At 70.7% G+C, this 18,065-nt stretch carries 16 protein-coding genes and 3 pseudogenes; 15 read left to right on the top strand and 4 right to left on the bottom strand.

Annotated features, from left to right (window positions below; genetic code table 11):
* Positions 1-54: 54 nt before the first annotated feature.
* Positions 55-465: an HIT domain-containing protein gene (locus tag Manayef4_RS26550; protein ID WP_349257424.1), complete on the bottom strand. Its 411-nt coding sequence runs from the start codon at positions 463-465 to the stop codon at positions 55-57.
* Positions 466-748: 283 nt separating this feature from the next.
* On the opposite strand from Manayef4_RS26550, the gene Manayef4_RS04775 reads away from it, so the two are divergent.
* From Manayef4_RS04775 to Manayef4_RS04750, 6 genes and pseudogenes are all read left to right on the top strand, one after another.
* Positions 749-1,276, top strand: coding sequence for a hypothetical protein (locus Manayef4_RS04775; protein ID WP_134351093.1), 528 nt, complete (start codon positions 749-751; stop codon positions 1,274-1,276).
* 8 nt (positions 1,277-1,284) lie between these two features.
* A complete protein-coding gene (locus Manayef4_RS04770; protein ID WP_070130767.1) occupies positions 1,285-2,529 on the top strand; it encodes a nucleotidyl transferase AbiEii/AbiGii toxin family protein in 1,245 nt (414 codons plus the stop codon).
* A 166-nt stretch (positions 2,530-2,695) separates the two neighbouring features.
* Complete coding sequence (locus Manayef4_RS04765; RefSeq protein WP_023840304.1) at positions 2,696-3,382, top strand: recombinase family protein; 687 nt, start codon at positions 2,696-2,698, stop codon at positions 3,380-3,382.
* Between the two features lie 44 nt (positions 3,383-3,426).
* Positions 3,427-3,894, top strand: a pseudogene (locus tag Manayef4_RS04760) (hypothetical protein); the annotation flags it as partial.
* A complete protein-coding gene (locus tag Manayef4_RS04755) occupies positions 3,879-5,687 on the top strand; it encodes a TraM recognition domain-containing protein (protein WP_070130766.1) in 1,809 nt (602 codons plus the stop codon). The pseudogene Manayef4_RS04760 and the gene Manayef4_RS04755, both read left to right, overlap by 16 nt.
* A complete protein-coding gene (locus tag Manayef4_RS04750; RefSeq protein WP_083282272.1) occupies positions 5,662-6,930 on the top strand; it encodes a DUF4913 domain-containing protein in 1,269 nt (422 codons plus the stop codon). Before Manayef4_RS04755 ends, Manayef4_RS04750 begins: the two co-directional genes overlap by 26 nt.
* 52 nt (positions 6,931-6,982) lie before the next feature.
* On the opposite strand, the pseudogene Manayef4_RS04745 reads toward Manayef4_RS04750, so the two are convergent.
* A pseudogene (locus tag Manayef4_RS04745) lies at positions 6,983-7,540 on the bottom strand (recombinase family protein); the annotation flags it as partial.
* 446 nt (positions 7,541-7,986) lie between these two features.
* Between Manayef4_RS04745 and Manayef4_RS04740 the strand changes: the two are divergent.
* From Manayef4_RS04740 to Manayef4_RS04715, 5 genes are all read left to right on the top strand, one after another.
* Positions 7,987-8,667 (top strand): histidine phosphatase family protein, encoded by a 681-nt coding sequence (locus Manayef4_RS04740; RefSeq protein ID WP_254665455.1) that lies wholly within the window; start codon positions 7,987-7,989, stop codon positions 8,665-8,667.
* A 137-nt stretch (positions 8,668-8,804) separates the two neighbouring features.
* On the top strand, positions 8,805-9,128 hold the full coding sequence (locus tag Manayef4_RS23870) for a hypothetical protein (protein WP_139140003.1): 324 nt from the start codon (positions 8,805-8,807) through the stop codon (positions 9,126-9,128).
* A gap of 7 nt (positions 9,129-9,135) precedes the next feature.
* Positions 9,136-9,684: a hypothetical protein gene (locus Manayef4_RS04730; protein ID WP_070130763.1), complete on the top strand. Its 549-nt coding sequence runs from the start codon at positions 9,136-9,138 to the stop codon at positions 9,682-9,684.
* Between the two features lie 1,078 nt (positions 9,685-10,762).
* A complete protein-coding gene (locus Manayef4_RS04720) occupies positions 10,763-13,513 on the top strand; it encodes a Tn3 family transposase (RefSeq protein WP_070130762.1) in 2,751 nt (916 codons plus the stop codon).
* Complete coding sequence (locus tag Manayef4_RS04715) at positions 13,510-13,827, top strand: hypothetical protein (protein WP_011436758.1); 318 nt, start codon at positions 13,510-13,512, stop codon at positions 13,825-13,827. Before Manayef4_RS04720 ends, Manayef4_RS04715 begins: the two co-directional genes overlap by 4 nt.
* A gap of 32 nt (positions 13,828-13,859) precedes the next feature.
* Here the strand turns inward: Manayef4_RS04715 and Manayef4_RS04710 are convergent, their stop codons facing one another.
* On the bottom strand, positions 13,860-14,810 hold the full coding sequence (locus tag Manayef4_RS04710) for a site-specific DNA-methyltransferase (protein ID WP_175443323.1): 951 nt from the start codon (positions 14,808-14,810) through the stop codon (positions 13,860-13,862).
* Between Manayef4_RS04710 and Manayef4_RS23865 the strand changes: the two genes are divergently transcribed.
* The 3 genes from Manayef4_RS23865 (at position 14,809) to Manayef4_RS04700 (ending at position 16,786) form a co-directional block, all read left to right on the top strand.
* Positions 14,809-15,102: a hypothetical protein gene (locus Manayef4_RS23865; RefSeq protein ID WP_139140002.1), complete on the top strand. Its 294-nt coding sequence runs from the start codon at positions 14,809-14,811 to the stop codon at positions 15,100-15,102. The two genes, Manayef4_RS04710 and Manayef4_RS23865, sit on opposite strands and share 2 nt — an antisense overlap.
* A 29-nt stretch (positions 15,103-15,131) precedes the next feature.
* Positions 15,132-16,100, top strand: coding sequence for a tyrosine-type recombinase/integrase (locus Manayef4_RS04705; protein ID WP_011436756.1), 969 nt, complete (start codon positions 15,132-15,134; stop codon positions 16,098-16,100).
* A 74-nt stretch (positions 16,101-16,174) separates the two neighbouring features.
* Positions 16,175-16,786 carry a hypothetical protein gene (locus Manayef4_RS04700; RefSeq protein WP_011436755.1) on the top strand — a complete coding sequence of 204 codons (612 nt, stop codon included), beginning with the start codon at positions 16,175-16,177 and terminating at the stop codon, positions 16,784-16,786.
* Here the strand turns inward: Manayef4_RS04700 and Manayef4_RS04695 are convergent.
* Positions 16,771-17,247 (bottom strand): NUDIX pyrophosphatase, encoded by a 477-nt coding sequence (locus Manayef4_RS04695; RefSeq protein ID WP_198031032.1) that lies wholly within the window; start codon positions 17,245-17,247, stop codon positions 16,771-16,773. The genes Manayef4_RS04700 and Manayef4_RS04695 overlap by 16 nt on opposite strands.
* A 200-nt stretch (positions 17,248-17,447) precedes the next feature.
* Between Manayef4_RS04695 and Manayef4_RS22415 the strand changes: the two are divergent.
* Positions 17,448-18,065 (top strand): annotated as a pseudogene (locus tag Manayef4_RS22415) (transposase); the annotation flags it as partial.

The following is an 18,065-nucleotide window of genomic DNA, read 5'->3' as shown; positions in this document are numbered from 1 at the left end:
TGCCGGGTMCGGCTGGTAACCGCATCCCTCGCCAGGAGAGTTCAACGACGCTCGTCACGTGCCATACGCGTCGCGTGTGAGGGTGGATAGTGCCGCTCGTAGATCGGCGTGAAGCTGGTTGTGTGCCGCGCTAATCGCGTGTTCCTTCTTCGTCCGCTCCGCGCCATATAGGTAAACGGGGYCGACCCGGAGACTCTCCTCCTCCCACCTGTAACGTGCGTGTACATGGCCGTGGAGATGCGGCCAGAGGTTCCCCAGCACTTCGTAGTTGATCCRCAGAAAGTCTTCGTCCCGAGCCGCGCATACCTGCGAGACGGYCTCGCCGAGAAGGGACAGGTCAAAAAGGAAGTCCATTCGTTCTGGGCGGGGAAGGTCAGTCAGATGGTTTGCCGATCCGGCGTAGACGAGCAGGCAGTAGCCGGGGAGATGCTGCGTGCTGCCTAGCACTGCCCATCCAGTGCGCATTCGATGGAGAACGTGGGGTTCCTCACCGCTTTCCAACGTGGTAAGCCATTCGCTGCTCATGTCCACGCCCTCCGTGCCCTGCGCTGTGTCTGCGCGGTCTACACCAACGGGCGCCATACGTTAGCATAAGCACATGATCGATCGGGTCGCTACGCTATGTGATTTGGCTGAAGGTCAGTGGGGGTGTGTCACGGAGCGGCAAGCGGAGAGAGCCGGTGTCTCCGTCGTCGAGCTTGGGCGTTTCAAAGAAGCAGGGGTCGTTGAGCCTGTCATCGAGGGGGTGATGCGTATTCGCGCTGGTGGGAGGCATCTTTTTCCGCGGCTGTACAGCCAGTGGCTGATGCTGGATCCGGAGCGGCCGGGGTGGCTGCGGGATGCCCCGGGGTGCGGCGTTGTCTCCCATGCCACGGCGCTGCGGGTCTACGGGATTGGTGACCGGCCGGGACTCGGCGTGGAGTTCACGCTTCCCGCTGGCCCAGCCCGGCCAAGGAGCTCTCATCCTGGCATCGTCCTGCACTCTGGCGAGGTAGCTGCCGATGAGTGGACGACCCGGTCCGATCTTTTTGTGACCACTCCCGCACGCACATTGCGCGATCTAACCTACAGCGGGCGGTTCGACCTCGCCGAACTCGGCCGCGTCGCCCACGCCTTTCTGCGCACCCACCTAGCGAACGAGACCGAGTTGGCTCGAGGTCTGGAAGTAACCGCCAGGACATCGCCCTACAGCGGTGAAACCGCGGGTTCGTTGGAGTCGATTCTGCGTGCGGCGGACGAGGACAGCGTAGACTTCCCCGTCCACCCGCAGCGCTAGTCAAGCCCATGGCCGACACAGACAGCCATAATCCCGACTCCCACATCGGGCCGGAGTTCCGTGAGGCGTTCCCCTCATGGTCGGAGTTCCGTTCCTACGTCACCGATCGGGCTCGCGCAGCGGAGTTCAATGCCGACCGCGCACTTCACCAGATCTTGACCGGGGACTTCGCAGCGCGCCTCATGAACCGAACCCCGCACGACTGGATCATCTTCGGTTCGCTGGCGCTTCCTTCCCGGCCCGCCACAGACTTCTCGTGGCCTGCCGACTTTCTTCCCGCTCAGCCGAACGAAATCCATCCCGCGTATGTGATGKCCCGATCCGCGTTCGATCTGGACCTGTGCGCTCTCGACATCACGGAATCCTACGGCGTTCATGTCAAGCAGGCTGTGGATGCGGTCACGGTGAACGCGGGCGACACCGCCCGAGCTGAGCGTGGGCTGGGCCTTGGAGGACTGGTCCGCTACAGCGCCGATGTCAGGGTCTACGACAGCGGGAAAATCATGGGAGTGATMGTCGCCCAGCCGATCGACCCGAGATACGGGCCCGGCCAGGCACGTCCCGTCGACGACCCAATCGGACTTGAGATCGACATCAAGCCGCCCGACCGGGTTCCTCTGTTCGGCCCGGCCCACCACGCCGAACGGTCCATCGTTGGCATCGCCGTGCCCGGCCTKGCGCCCGTTACCCCCATGATGTACCCCACGGCCAGCCAGCTCGCAGACAAGATCTCCATGCTGAGCGGGCCAGCCCCCGGTTCGTCCCGCCAGGTCGCACCTGGCCCTCGCCACCGCTACAAGGACCTCTTCGACATCCACTACATGATCCGTACCTGTTCCGTGGAGGCCCGTCACATGCGGGAGGCGCTTGAGGTCAACAACCAGGTCCGCTTCGGCCGCGATGGCCTGCCCCATCCCTACCACGTCTACGGAGCCGGCCGCAGACCCGGTGAACTCGACGTTCCCTGGCGGTCGGCGGTGAACACGTTCAAGGCCGACCAGCCACAGCTCGCGCGCTACCCCGACTTCGACGCGATGGAACGCGCCGCGGCAGGCTTCGTGGCAGAGCTGACCACAGCGTCTCCGACCAGCACCTGGGCACCAGGACGCGGCTGGTCCCCTCCCCGCTCGGATCTCCACGCGCTGGCATTCCCCCGGCCACCATCTCTCAGACCCGGTCCACGGACCCCGCCCGCGCAGCCTCRCACGCTCCCGCCTCACCCGGGCCAGGCGCCCCGGCCACCAACGCGATAGAGGACTTGCTTCGCAGCGTTTCTGCGCCACCCTGGAAGTAGCCGAGCTTCAAGAAACCTACGTTTCCTGAAGCTCGGCCCGAGATGATCCACAACAGTCCTGGAGTCGTCAAAAACTCCTTCAAAAACCGGCACCGTCAACAACCCCGGCGGGACCGTTTGCTGAGATGATCGCGGTCGTGACCGCAGCTTTCGAGCCCGCGAAGTTCCTCGCCGCCGAGCCGGCGGTGCTCACCCACATCCGGATCGGCTACGCCCGGGTGTCGACCGGCGGGCAGAAGCTCGAGCGCCAGATCGACGCGCTCACCGCCGCCGGCTGCCGGCGGATCTTCGCCGAGAAGCAGTCCGGCCGCGACACCGACCGCCCCCAGCTCACCGCCTGCYTGGCCTTCGCCCAGCCCGGGGACACGCTCGTCGTGCCCGCCCTCGACCGGCTCTCCCGCTCCCTGCAAGACCTGATCACCACCGTGGGCGACCTACGCCGCCGCGGCGTCGGGTTCACCTCCCTGCACGATAACCTCGACACCACCACCCCCGGCGGCCGGCTCGTGTTCCACGTGTTCGCGGCGCTGGCCGAGTTCATCCGCGAGCTCATCGTTACTGGAACCCGCGAGGGCCTGGCCGCCGCCCGTGAACGCGGCCGCGTCGGCGGCCGGCCCACCGTCGCCACCCCAGAGATCATCCGCGCCGCCCGCGACATGCTCCCCAACCCGGACGCCAGCGTCACCTCGATCGCGAAGCTCCTCGGTGTCAGCCCCGGCACCCTCTACAACCACATCCCCGACCTCCGCGAACTCCGCGCCGCCGGCCGGACCCGCCACCAGCTCGACGCCGCCCCGCCGCAGGCCAGCTAGATCATCGCCGTTTGCGGCTGGTGACACGTTTCTTACCGGCACCCCATCTTGCGGTCATGGACGAGCTGTGGCGGGCGCTGCGCGGCGCCCCCGGCCTCGTCGAGCACGCCGACGCGCTCACCCGGCTCAACCGGGCCCGCGGCATGGCCAGCCTCATGGTCACCCATTCGCTGGCCGACCTCGACGCGCTACCCACCGAGGAGGACCGGGCCAAGGCCGCCGGCTTCATCGACCGGGCCGCGATCACCGTGCTCGCCGGCCTGCCGCCCCGCGAACTCGCCCGCGTCCAGCAGATCACCCCGCTGACCGACGCCGAGGAACAGCTCGTCACCTCCTGGAGCGCGCCGGACTCCTGGCGGGCCGGCGCCCGCCACCCCGGCCGCGGCAAATACCTGATCAAAACCGGGGGGAGGCTCGGGATACCCGTGCAGATGACCCTGCTGCCCGCCGAGGCGGAGCTGTACGACTCCGACGCCGCGATCCGCGACGCGGCAATGTGGGACGTGCGGTGAACGGCCGCGGGCCGGTCCTGCCCTGGGTGATCCTCGGCGGCCTGTGGGGCAGCATCGGCGTCGGCTGGCTGGCATGGATGACCGTCCGCCTGGCGGCCGTCGTCGGGGGCGGCCATCCACCGGCGTTCGGCGCGTTCGTCACCGCCGTGCTCGCCGGCGACGCCACCCGGGCCACCGGCGCAACCCCGGCCGGGTGGGTTGTGGTGTTCGCCGTGCTGGCCCTCGCCGCCGCCACCGCCCTGGCCGTCGTCGCCGTGCGCGCCGTGCGCCGGGCACGGCGGCGTCGGCGCCGCTCGGCACCCTGGCGGCTTGCCCTGCCCTCCCTCGCCGACCCGGCCGACCTGGCCACGCTCACCCCTGCCGGCGCCGCCGACCGTGCCCGCGCGCTGCGCCCCTCCCTGTCGGATGCCGATGCCCGCCGGCTCGGTGACGACGCCGGCCTGCTCCTCGGTGACCTGCTGCCCCGCGGGCTGCCGCTACGCGCATCCTGGGAGGACGTGCTCCTGGCGGTCATGGCTCCCCGGGCCGGGAAAACCACGGCGCTGGCGATCCCGATGACCCTCGCCGCGCCGGGCCCGGTGCTGGCCACCGGGAACAAGGCCGACCTGTGGGCCGCCACCGCCGGACCGCGGGCCGGCGACGGCCGCCGGGTGTGGACGTTCGACCCGCAGGCCATCGCCCACGCCCCCCAGACCTGGTGGTGGGACCCGCTGGCCGCCGTGCGCGCCGTGGAGGACGCCGACCGGCTCGCCGGGCATTTCCTCCAGGAGATCCGCGGCGAGCGCACCGGCGGGGACTTCTGGCAGGCCGCCGCCGGGGATCTGCTCGCCGCCCTGTTCCTCGCCGCCGCCAGCAGCGGCGGCACCCTGCTCGACGTCTACGAGTGGCTCAACGACTCCGCCAGCCCCGTGCCCGGCGAGCTGCTCGCCGCCGGCGGCTACCCGGCGGTGGCCGCCGGGCTGCGCGGACGGCAGGCCGGGGCACCGGAAACCCGTGAAGGTGTCTACGAAACCGCCCGCGCCGCCGCCCGCTGCCTGCGTAACGACCGCATCCTCGCCTGGGTCACCCCCGGCCACACCGACCGCCGCCTCGACGTGGCCGCGATCCCGGCCGGCCGCGACGTGCTGCACCTGCTGTCCAAGACCGACGAAGGTGCCGCCTCCCCGCTGGTCGCTGCGCTGACCGACCAGATCGTCCGCGCGGCCGTCGTCGCCGCCGAACGTTCCGGTGGACGGCTCGACCCGCCACTGAGTCTCGTCCTCGACGAAGCCGCGAACATCTGCAAGATCGCCGATCTGCCCGACCTGTACTCCCACCTCGGCAGCCGCGGCATCGTCCCCCTGACCATCCTGCAGTCCTACCGCCAGGGCGTGCGCGTGTGGGGCGAGGCCGGCATGGACGCCCTGTGGTCGGCGGCCACCATCAAAATCATCGGCGCGGGCATCGACGACCCGCGCCTCGCCGAGGACCTCTCCCGCCTCGTCGGCGACCACGACGTCGACACCACCTCGATCAGCTACTCCGCGCAKGGTGCCTCCAGCACGGTCAGCAGCCGCCGCCAGCGCATCCTGGAGGCCGCCGACATCCGCGCCATCCCCAAAGGCCGCGCGCTGCTGCTCGCCACCGGCTCCCGCATCGCCGCGATCGCCCTGCGCCCCTGGTACACCGGCCCCCGCGCCACCGAGATCACCGCCGCCATCCGTACCGCCGAAGCCACCCTGACCGCCCGCGCCACCGGCGCCCACCCCGCCGGCGAGGAGGAGACCGATGACAGCCCCCTCACCCACCTCTGACCTGCAGGTGACACTCGACGCGCTCACCGCCCGCCTGGCCCGCCTGGAAACCGCCATCGACGACCACGACGCCGCTTTCAGCGACCTCACCAGCACCCCGACCGCCCCGGCGGGCAGCGCCGACAGCCGCGGACAGGAACAGCAGGAACAGGCCGACCCGCTCTACCCGGACGTGGTCGCGTTCGTCGAACAGTTCTTCGCCCCCGCCTTCGCCCGGCCACTCGGCGGGGAGTTCCGCTGGTGCCCCCACTGGTGGGACCACACCGAAGCCGGCCTCATCCTCGAGGCCTGCTGGCGCACCTTCGAACACTTCCGACTCAACCCGCAGACCGGCATCTCCGAGCTGGCGGTGGCCGGCGTACCGGCCGCAGCAGCAGGGCTCGACGTCGAAGACCTGCCCTACCTGCCCGACGATCCCGAGCATGCCGCTACCGGTACGCAGGGGGCCGCGCCGGCGCTGGCCGGGCCGGCGGAACCCGTGCGCTACGCCCTGAGCCGCAGCGCGACGACCGCTCCCCTGGTCCTGACCGAGAACGACGTGGAGATAGCCCGGGTGCGCATCGACCCCGGCAGGGCGTCGACGGAGAACCGGCAGATGCTGCGCGACTGGGTCAGTCTGCACACCGGGCAACCGGCGCCGCCGGTCGACTGGCTGCAGTTGCGGCGCGGACGGTGGGAGTTCGACGCCCCAGCGCCGGCGGCAGGTCCGACCGCCGGGCCACGTGGGCAGCTGCTCGTCTCCGCCGACGGTGGACAGAGCTGGGTGCTGTACGGCGTCGGAACGCCCCGGGCTGACGCCGACCCGCACCGTGTGGCCGAAAGCGTCGTGGCACACGAGATCGCCCGCCTGCGCGGGCAGGTCGGGGACGATGCGGCACTTCTGGTCCGCTGCGAGATGTACAGCCCGGACCGCCAGATCGTCGCCGTCGACAGCCGGGATCTGCGCGGCGACGTYAACGCGACCGCGGCGGGGACAGTGCCGGCCGAGGGACAGGATCCACCACGCTACCGCGGCGAGCTGTACGGGCCGGACCGCGCCCTACGGCGTACCTACGAGCATCCCGCAGAGCCCCGCCCGGCCCCCGCCCGTCCGCCCGCCGTGGCCGGCCTGCTCGGCGCTGCTTTCCCTCCCACCCGGGCGGGCGTCACGCCGGCGTCGCCCCCGTCACCGTCCGACTCGGCTGCATCGACGATCCCGGCGTCGCCGACGATCCCGGGCAGGCCGCCCCATACCGGCAGGTGACAGCGCCGTCGGCGCGGTCACGTGAGTCAGATGGTGGAGATCCGCTGCCACATCCGGCCGGGCGTGCGGCCCGCAGGTAGGTGTACACGGTCTCGCGGCTGATGCCGAACGCCTTGGCCAGGTCGGACTTCCGCGCGCCGCCGGCGGCGCGCTCGCGCAGATCACGCGCCTGGTCGGGGGTGAGGGCGGGTTTGCGGCCGGTGTAGACGCCGCGCTGTTTGGCGGCGGCGATGCCCTCGCGCTGGCGTTCGAGGATGAGGGCGCGTTCGAACTCGGCGAACGCGCCCATGACCGACAGCAGCAGGGTCGCCATCGGCGAGTCCTCACCGGTGAAGGTCAGGCCCTCCTTGACGAACTCGACCCGCACGCCCTTGCCCGTCAGCATCCGCACGGTGCTGCGCAGATCGTCGAGGTTGCGCGCGAGGCGGTCCATCGAGTGCACGAGCACGGTGTCGCCGTCGCGGACGAACGCGATCATCTCGCCGAGCTTCGGCCGGTCGCTGTCCTTCCCGGACGCCTTGTCGACGAACACCCGCTCGACGTCCACCCCGTCAAGTTGCCTCACCGTGTTCTGGTCGGCACTGCTGACTCTGACGTAGCCGACCCGCATCCGCCCTGACCCCTTCCGCACCCTGAAATGTCAGGATGGACTCTAAGAACCAAGTAGACATACGTCAAGAAACGCTGCGACGGACTCTAACCTGACACTTCTCGCGCTAGTTGATCGTGTGGTGTTGGGGTGTACCCCAACCGGACGCGAAACCGCCGACGCCAATCCGCCCTCTGTCCGGGGGCTGGCTGCGGCGTGGCGAGCCTCGACGAACGCGATGACATCACGGTGGTGGTAGCGCACAGTGCGCCGTCCATCGGGTTGTCTCGCCAGCGGTCGGTCTGTGGGATGGGTGATGGTCTCGCGGCCGCGCKGGCCTCCGAACCCCTGACTCGCATTCACCGGCCCGTTCAGTCAGCAGGTGCRCACAGGCCGTAATAGGGTTGTGTGCTGGAAACGCGGATTGTGCCGGTTTGATCATGTATGGCAGTGGAACGGGGGTGYGGGTGGACACGGATGTTGTGCTGGTTCGGCACGGAGAGGCGCACTGCAATCTCGCGGGCATCGCTGGCGGCGACCGGGGCTGCACCGGGTTGACGCTGCGGGGGCGTGGCCAAGTAGACCAGGCGGGCCGGCGGCTGGAATGGATGCACCACGACCGCCAGTTCGATGTGGTGTATGCCGGGCCGCGGCGACGGGTCCGTGAGACCGCCGCCGTGATCTCCCTACGCCTTGGYTTGACGCCGCACATTGAGCCACGTCTGTCCGGCCCGGCGCATGGTGACGCCGACGGCAAGCCGTGGACGGATATCTGGGAGGCGTTCGGCTCGAGTCCTGCTGACCAGCCGGACCGCCCGTTCGCTGCCGGTGCCGAGAGCTGGAACGCGTTTCTCGCCCGGGCGACCGATTGTTTGCAGAACATCGTCACGCGTCACGCTGGCGAGCGGATTCTCATCCTCGCGCATGCGGAAACCGTCGAGGCGATGCATACCCTGCTGCTGGGTCTACCCGCCGGGTCCTCGGCGCGGGTGGCCTTCACTGTGGCGCATGCTTCTTTGACCCGCTGGGTGCACCGTACTCCCGAGATCGGCTCGGCTCGGTGGACGTTGGTTTCCCACAACGACACCGCCCATCTCATCGCCTTACCGACGACGGGTTTCGACGACGTTCAGGACGGCGACTCGTGACTCCTTCTGCTTCATCGTCATCGGCTGAGCGCGTTCGTCATGCCTGGCAGGAACGGACGGCAAGCCAGGCACGACTGCGTATCGCCGACCGTTCGCTTGGCCGTGTAGCACTGGCCGCGGCTCGCGAGGATGCCGCGATGGGCCTGCCCCTGGTCATCCTGAGCGATCCGACAGTGCGTGGTGCACTGGACGCGGCGCGGCTGCATGCCCCCGGCCCGTATCTTCACGAGGGACGGTGGGAACTCGCCKATGTCATCGATCTGTATGTGTGCGGCGACCTTCCCAGTGAACGGCTGGTAGAGATCCTCGCTATCTGGCCATACCAAGCCCATGACCCTCACCGGGATGAGGCTCAGCCATGGTCGGACAGCTTCGCTGTCGTGGAGGCGGCTGGTGATGCCGGCCTGCTGCCGCGGCCGCTCGTCGCCCAAGTACGCCGCCACCGTAGCGACCTGACCTGATAGACAGATGGCCTCCTCGGACGAGTACCGGAGCTACGCCCACACGCTGGAAACTCTGCTTGCGCCCGGCGGGATCCTGTCGACCAGATCTCCCTACGCCACCGCAGACCAGGCCCTGCCCGGTGGTGTTCCCAGCGAGCAACGTGCCGCGATCTATGACCGGGTCGTCGACCGCTACCTGACAGCTCACGTCGCCCAGCACGGCCAACTGCCCCATCCTGGCCGACAGCTTAGCCTGATCGTCGGGCCGCCTGGTGCCGGCAAATCCTCAGCCCTGACCGCTGCCGGGGCCCAGGGGATGGAGCTGTCCGGGACACTGATGCTYGAACGCGACGAGCTGATGCGCATACTTCTACACGAGCTGGCTACGCAGGGGACTCTGCCTGTCCCTCACGAGCTACGTGACGGCCTCGACGGARTACCTGTCGTACCCGCCGAACTCCATGATCTGATCAACGCCGAAGGAACCTATCTCGCGCACAGAGTCGCCGCCGTCGCACGGATGCAGGACTGGAATGCTGGAATGTCGGATGGCAGAACACCCTCGGAGATCTAAGCGGAATGCAGGCCGGTATCGCGGAGTTCCGTCGGGCCGGATACGGACCACCACAGGCCATCTGCCTGGAGGCATCCGAGCAAGTTCTCCTCGACCGTACCTACCAGCGGTGGGAAAGCGGACGCCGTGACGTAGAGGCCGGCCGCGACACTCTTGGYCGCCATTGGGTCACCCGCGCCGGGCTGTCGAGTGCCTTCCGCGACCAGAATGGATCGACAACGACAACGCCGGCGAGCAGCCACCGGCTCGCCGTTCTTGAGCAAAGCGGCCAGACCGGACGCATCATCGTCATCAACACGACCGAGTTTCCCGGCCGCGTCGTGCACGACACCGCTACACACGGAGCTCTTCGAGAGYGTATTGYCCGGCCGGACGCGGCGAAGATCATACGGCGGGBTTTCCCTCCCCCGGAGAGGACACCCCCTGGACAGGATGGCAGGCGTCGGCCGCAGCCTCCCCCGGAGACGGGGAACTCACCGCGGCCCCACCGATGAAGATGATCTAGATAGATCACCATGTAACCCGGTGAAGCCGGCGGGTCTACCGGCCAGACCGCCGCGGCCCGGCCGTCTCTGGCCCGGGTGAGACGCCCGTACGGGGTACGGGCGCCGACGTCGGGGGCCGGACACTCGGCTGAGAGGAGGCGGGGTAGGCCGCGCCGAGCAGACCACGCACGCCCGTCAGGCGGGGTTCGGCGGGAAGGTCGTAGGTCCGGTACAGAGTGCGATCAATTCCGTACAGCTCGCAGAGGTACCGGGGGGATCCTGCCCGGCGAACACGCCGGCGGCGCGGTCCCGGTCGGCCAGGTTGCGGGTGACGCGCTCCAGGAACGAGGCGGGGATCGGGCCAGGCGCGGGGGTGACGATGTGGCGCACTGTCCAGTTCGGAGAGCGAGACAAACCGTGGGAGGTCAAGCAGCGCTCGTGATCGGCTGTCATGTCCCCCGCGTCCGAGCTGACCAGCTGCTGGCGCGGTCGCCCTACTTGGGGTGCCGGTAAGGGGTCCGAGGAAGAACCGCGCAGGATTGAACGGTTAGGGCGGTTCGGTCGCTGGCGGTCGCCGGGTCGATGATCTGTGTGTGCCGGTGGAGTTCCTGACGGATGAGCAGGTTGCGGCGTACGGGCGGTTCGATGGTGAACCTGTGCGGGCTGAGTTGGAGCGGTTCTTCTTTCTGGATGACGCCGACCGGGAGCTCGTCGTCCGGCGCCGGGGCGAGCACTCGCGTCTGGGGTTCGCCGTTCAGCTGGGCACGGTGCGGTTCCTTGGGACGTTCCTGAGCGATCCGCTGGAGGTGCCGTGGGTGGTGGTGGACTATCTCGCGGGCCAGCTGGACGTTGCGGACTCGTCGGTGGTGAAGCGGTACACCGAGCGGCTGCCGACGCAGCATGAGCATGCTCGGGAGATCCGGTCGGTCTACGGCTACCGGGACTTCGCCGACCCGCAGGCAGYCACGGAGCTGCGGGCGTTCCTGGCGAGCCGGGCGTGGACGCAGGCAGAGGGTCCGGTGGCGCTGTTCGGTCAGGCCACGGCGTGGCTGCGCCGTAGCCGGGTGCTGTTGCCAGGGGTGAGTGTTCTGGCCCGTCTGGTGGTCTCCGTGCGCAGCGAGGCCACCGACCGGGTGCACCAGGAGCTCGCCGTCGCGGCTGAGCAGGCCGATCCGCAGTTGGCCGGACGGCTGCGCAGTCTCCTCGAGGTGGCGCCGGGTGCCCGGGTAAGCGAGCTGGAGCGGCTGCGGCGGGGGCCGACGCGGACGTCGGGGCCGGGCTTGGAGCGGGCGCTGTCACGGGCCGGCGAGGTCATCGTGGTGGGCGCCGGCGCGGCGGATGTGTCGGGGGTGCCAGCGAACCGGCTGGCGACGCTGGCCCGCTACGGCCTGGCGGCCAAGGCGCCGCTGCTACGCGAGCTCGCCGAGCCGCGGCGTACCGCGACCCTGCTGGCGACGGTGCGCGGTCTGGAAGCGGCGGCGGTCGACGACGCCCTGGACCTGTTCGACGTGCTGATGGCCACCCGGCTGCTCAACCCGGCGCGTCGCGCCGCGCAGCAGGAACGCCTCGCCGTCCTGCCGAAGCTGGAGAAGGCGTCGGTCACCCTCGCCGGCGCGGCGTCCGCGCTGCTGGGCCTGCTGGCCGGCACGGCCGGCGAGGCGCTCGACGTCGCCGCAGCCTGGGCGGTCGTGGAGCAGGTCGCGCCGCGGGAACGGGTGCTGGAGGCCGCCGCTCTGGTCGAGGAGCTGGTGCCCGGCGACGCCGGCCTGGAGACGGTGATGCGCGCCGAGCTGGCCCGCCGTTACGGCACGGTCCGCCCTTTTCTCCTCCTGCTCGCCGAGGCGCTGCCGCTGGCAGCGACCGGCGACGGCCAGCCGGTCCTCGACGCGGTCCGGCTACTGCCGAACCTGGTCGGCCGTCGCCGGATCCGCCCGGACGAGGTCGACATCGATCTGGTGCCGCCGGTGTGGCGGCGCGCGGTGCTGGCCAACCCGACGTTGCCGGCTGGCACGGTCGACCGCGACGGCTACGTGCTGTGCGTGCTGGAGCAGCTGCATCGGGCGCTGCGCCGGCGCGACGTGTTCGCCGTGCGTTCGCAGCGATGGTCTGACCCGCGGGCCCGGCTGCTCGCCGGCGAGGGATGGGATCGGGTCCGCGGCGAGGTGCTCGCCGGTCTCGGCCTGGCCGCCCCGGTCGAGACCCACCTGCGTGAGCTCGCCGGCTCGTTGGACGCCGCGTGGCGCCAGACCGTCGACCGGCTCGCCGAGGCCGGACCGGACAGCCCGGTGCGGGTCGAGCCGGCGGCCGACGGGCGGATGCGCCTGGCCGTGAGCCGGCTGGAGGCGCTCGGGGAACCGGACAGCCTRGTCGCGCTGCGGGCGACAACCGCGGCGATGCTGCCCCGTGTCGACCTGCCCGATCTGCTGCTGGAGGTGCACGCCTGGACCGGGTTCCTCGGCGCCTACACCCATCTGGGCGGGTCGGGCAGCCGGATGGAGAACCTGCACATCTCCCTCGCAGCGCTGCTGGTCGCCGAGGCATGCAACGTCGGGCTGACCCCGGTGACCAAGCCGAGCGAGCCGGCGCTGAGCCGCGACCGGCTCTCCCACGTCGACCAGAACTACCTGCGCGCCGACACCCACGCCGCGGCGAACGCGGCTCTGATCACCGCCCAGGCACAGATCGGGCTCGCCCAGGCATGGGGCGGGGGGCTGGTCGMCTCCGTCGACAGACTGCGGTTCGTCGTCCCGGTCCGCACGATCAACGCAGGACCCAGCCCCCGCTACTTCGGGCTCAAACGCGGCGTGACCTGGCTGAACGCGGTCAACGACCAGGTCGCAGGGATCGGCGCGGTCGTCGTGCCCGGCACTGTCCGTGACTCGCTCTACATCCTGGACACGCTGCTCACCCTCGACGCCGGGCCGAAGCCGGAGATGGTCGCGACCGACACCGCCAGCTACTCCGACATCGTCTTCGGCCTGTTCCGCCTGCTCGGCTACCGGTTCTCCCCGCGGATCGCGGACCTGTCCGACCAGCGACTGTGGCGTGCCACCCTGCCCGGCGACGCCGAGGGCGACTACGGGYCGCTGAACGCCATTGCCCGGCACCGGGTCAACCTCGCCCGCGTCGGTGTCGTGCTGTGGAACACCCGCTACCTCGACGCCGCCCTCACCRCACTGCGCACCGCAGGCCACGACGTGCACGACCTCGACGTCGCCCGGCTGTCCCCGCTGGCCGACCGGCACATCAACATGCTCGGCCGCTACGCCTTCGCCGCCCCGCCCACCGGCACGGGTCTGCGCCCTCTGCGTGACCCGGGCGAGAACGATCAGGAGGAGTCATGACCGAGGATGGCGACCGGCCAGCGGGGCAGGACACGGCGGTGCCTCGGATTGGCCGCCCGACCGGGCGCACACGAACCTTCCACGGCCCGGTGCGGGTCGAGATCGCCCACGAAGGCTCCGCCACCCAGGTCGTCAGCTTCTACGGCAGCGAGGAGTCCGACCTGCTGCACGCCGCCGGCGACTGGATGAACGACCATCTCTACGCGGTGATCCTCGGCTTCGGCTTCGCGGACCTGCGCTATGACGACGACGGCGACAAGCTACCGCCGCAGCTGCGGCTGACGATGACGGTCGACATGTCCTACTACCGCTGATCAACGGCGCCGATCGAGCCGCGTGGGCCTGGTCAGGAGGCCGGCTGGTCGATACCGGGCAGCGGCCGCTCCAGCAGCCGGGTACGGAGCGCGAGGCGGTGATAGTCGGGGTTGAGATCGATCCCGACGTAGCGGCGGCCGAGCTGCAGCGCGACCATGCCGGTGGTCGCCGACCCGGAGAACGGGTCGAGCACGACCCCGCCGGGCGGGCAGCCGGTCAGGATCGCCCGCCGCGGGATCTCGGGCGGGAACACGGCGAAGTGCGCGCCGGGGAAGTTGGCGACCGGGATCTGCCAGACGTCGCCCGGATTACGGCCGGCTTGGTGGGCGGCGAAGTCGCGGTCGGCGGCCGTCACCGACGACTCGGGGTTGCGGCCCCGCCGGYCGGGCACACCCTGCTTCCTGCGCTGGGCCCACTCAGCACCGCCGGTCGGGTCGACCGGTGTCTCCCGGACGGGGTCGAGGTCGAAGTGGTAGCGCGCCGAGCGGGTCAGCAGGAACAGCGTCTCGGTACGCGAGGCGAACCGGTCGGTCACCGACTCCGGCATCGCGTTCGTCTTGGCCCACACGATCGCGTTGCGGACCGTCCAGCCGGCGTCCTGCAACGCGAACGCGACCCTCCAGGGGATACCGAGCAGGCTCTTGTAGGGCGCGGCCGCGGTGGTGTTCCGCCGCGGCGGAATCAGCTCGGCCCGGTCGGCGCGGCGTGTCAGGCCCACCGACGGGCCGCCGTTGGCCTTGCCCGCGTAGCTGTCGCCCAGGTTCAGCCAGCACGTCCCGTCCGGGTGCAGCACCCGGCGAACCTCCGTGAACACCTCGGCGAGCCGGGCGACGTAGGCCGCGGGCGTGGGCTCCAGGCCGATCTGGCCGGGCTCGCCGTAGTCACGCAACCCGAAGTACGGCGGCGAGGTCACCACACAGTGCACCGAGGCGTCCGGCAGACCCCGCAGGACCTGCGCCGCCTGGCCGACCGGAGAACCCATGACCACCGACGTCGCTCCGCCCGCGACCACCGAGGAGCTCATCGCCTGGCTCCGCGCCGAGGCCACCCGCCAGCCCRAGGCTGCCGGCCGGTTCCTGGACCGGGCCGCCGAACTCGAGACCGCCGAGCGCTGCGTCGATCCCTGGTGCGACCACCCCGTGGACGACCACGGCCGGTACGGCTGCGTCATCGCACGCTGCCGGTGCCACGTCGCCGGCCCGGCCACCACCGAGGACGACATCGTGGTGGGACCGCGAACCGACTACGACCCGGACCATCAGCCGCACGCCTGAACCGCCGCTACCCCGAGAGGACGTGGTCGGTGACGACCAGCGCCACCGCACCACCCACCGGCCGCGGCCGGCGCGGCGGCGAACGCCCGCCCGACCGGTACGCCGAGCTGTTCGCCGCCTACCGCGCCGAGCTCGACCACGTCCGGCTCGCCGAGCACTCCCGGCGCGCCTACGCCTCCCGGGTCGCCGGGTTCCTGCGCTGGCTCGACACCGACGGCGCCGCCGCGGACCCCACCGGCGCCGACCCGCTGTCCGACGCGCACGCCCGCGACTTCGCCGTCCGCGACTACCGGGCCCACCTGCTCACGGTCGCGAAGAAGCGGCCCGCGACCATCAACGCGCACCTGACCGCGCTCGACCACTTCTTCACCTGGCGCCACCTCGGCCGCGCCGTCGTCGACCGCGCCGACCTTCCCGAGCAGGCCCCTCGCGCCCTGACCGACGACGAGGCCCGCCGCGTGCTGCGCGCCGCCGAACGGCTGCCCTCGCTACGCGACCGCACGATCATCGAGCTGCTCTACAACACCGGCGTGCGCTGCGCCGAGCTCGTCGCCCTCGACCTCGACGACGTGCCCGTCACCGCCCGCACCGGAGCCGTCCACGTCCGGGCCGGCAAGGGCCGCGACGGCGGCAAGCCGCGCACCATCCCGGCCAACCCCCGGGCCCGCCGGGCGCTGACCGACTGGAAACCCGCCCGGGCCGCCTGGCCGAACGCCGAGGCCGACCCGGCGCTGTTCCTCAACCGCTACGGCCGCCGCCTGTCGACCCGCACCGTCGACCAGGTCGTCGCCGACCTCGGCCGCTCCGTCGGGATCGACGACCTGACCCCGCACGTCCTGCGGCACACCTTCGCGACCGCCATGCTCCGCCGCGGCGCCGACCTCGTCCTGGTCGCCGAGCTCCTCGGCCACGCGCGCACTGACACCACGCGCGTTTACACCAAGCCCACCGAGGCCGACCGCCTGCGCGCCGTCGAACTCCTGCCCGGCGACTCGTGAGCCCCGGACGGCGCTAAGCGTTCAATCCTGCGCGGTTCTTCCTCGACCCCCGGATCCCGTTACACGCGGCGAGCGTGCTGACCCCGACGGGCGCGGTGTGCCTGCTCGGCGGGCGAGGCAGCGGCAAGACAACCGCCCTGCTCCACCTGCTGACCGGCGTCGCCGGGCCGGTGGCACTGGTCGCGAACTCGCTGGCGTTCCTCAACCCCGCCGGCCCGGTCCAGGTCCACGCCCTACCGACCACGATCGGGCTGCGCGCGCCCACGATCGCCCTGTTCCCCGCCCTCCGCGACCTCACCCGTGCCACCGGCACCCTCGCCGACGAGGAGAACCGTACCTACCTGCCCGCCGCCACGGTCGCAGCGGCGTTCACGGTGGCACGCGCCGCCGGCGGGCCGGTCACAGCGTTCATCGACATGGCGTTCCGCGAGGCGAGACCAGCGGTCTGGCGGAGGCTRGACACCCGGCAGGGCACCACGGCTCTGACCGCCGCGCGTCTCCCCGACGGTCTCCTCGACGATCCCCACGAACACGCACGCCTCACCGCGGACCACGCGCGGGGGCATCGTCGACGACTACGTGAGTGCGCGAAGTCGGTCGCAGCCGCCCGCTGCGAGTCGGGAACGGACACCCCGACAGTGCTCGGCCGCGGGGTCACGGACCTGGTCGCTCAGGCGGCGCGGTGACCGATGCCGTGGCGTAGCCGATGGTCCAGCTCCCACAGAGCGGTGCGGTTGGAATCCCACTGCACGACCTTCACCGCGTCGTCGAGGCCGAACCAGCCGAACTCGGTGTGCTCGTCCGACAACGTCACCTCGGCGTCCTCCGCACGGACACCGAACGCGTACTCCGGGATCACCAGCACGTCCGGCCCCCAGGTGAACTCCCCGGTGACGTAGACGACGGGGATCGTGGCCCGCGCGTCCAACACGATGAACTCACGTTCGCCGACCAGACCGGCCTCCTCGGCGGTTTCCCGCCGGGCTGCCTGCGCCGGGGACTCACCCGCCTCACCACCACCGGCGACACCCTGCCAATAGGCGGCATCAGCACGCCGGAACAAGGCGTACTCCGTGCCCTGYCCGGTCTGCCGGTAGGGCAGGACCAGAACCTGAAACGCCGCACGGCCACCCACAGTGTCGGTCACCACACCATCGTAGGACGGCGCCCTCGGCCGACCACCGAAGCCACGGCTGACCAGGAACCGCGCCCGCAACGCGACACGTGACCAGCCAACACAAGATCATCCGCGTTTGCACCTGGTGACAGGTTTCTTACCGGCACCCGGTCTACGTCTCCGTCGGCCGCCGCTGCGCCGGCCTCGTCAACCTCTACCGCGTCGCCCACCTTCGCCGCTACTTCCCGCGGGCGAGGCTGTCGAACCCGGTCCAGCTGGAGTACTGGGAGAAGGCCTGGCTCGACCGGTTCCGCGCGCTCTACACAGCCCACCGGGAACTGGCCACGGCGTGGGCGCGAGCGCGCGACACCCCCGGCCCCGACGCCGACACCCGGCTGGCCGAGGCCTACACCGCCTGGGACGGCGCGATCGAGGCGATCGACACCGCCCGCCGCGAGCAGCAGGCCTCCCCAGGGCTACAGCCCGCAGCGAAGGACGCCCTCGCCACCCTCGAACGCGAGTGGGACGGGGTCGTCGCGCACCGCGACTACCCCATGGTAGATCTTGACAACAACGCCGCGGAGCGCGCCCCGCGCCACCCGGTCGTGACCCGCAAGAACGCCTACGGCTCCCGCACCGACGACGCCGCGGCCCTCGCCGCCGCCGTCTGGACCGTCCTGGGCACCGCCGAGAAGCACGGACTGAACACGCTGACCTACCTGACCGCCTACCTCGACGCCTGCGGCCGAGCCGGCGGCAAACCCCCACAGGGAACCGACCTCGACCGGTTCCTGCCCTGGCTGGCCAGCCCCGACGACCTCGCCACGTGGAAACAGCCACCCGGCTGA

It is taken from the genome of Frankia sp. CgMI4, assembly GCF_001756285.1.
GTDB classification, from domain to species: Bacteria; Actinomycetota; Actinomycetes; order Frankiales; family Frankiaceae; genus Frankia; species Frankia casuarinae.
Note: the sequence above shows the minus strand (reverse complement) of the source record. Positions and strands in the feature narration are given on the sequence as shown.

Coding starts and splice junctions, on each gene's coding strand:
- Manayef4_RS04775 (WP_134351093.1), top strand. CDS start 749: ATGCGTATTCGCGCTGGTGGGAGGCATCTTTTTCCGCGGCTGTACAGC.
- Manayef4_RS04715 (WP_011436758.1), top strand. CDS start 13,510: ATGACCGAGGATGGCGACCGGCCAGCGGGGCAGGACACGGCGGTGCCT.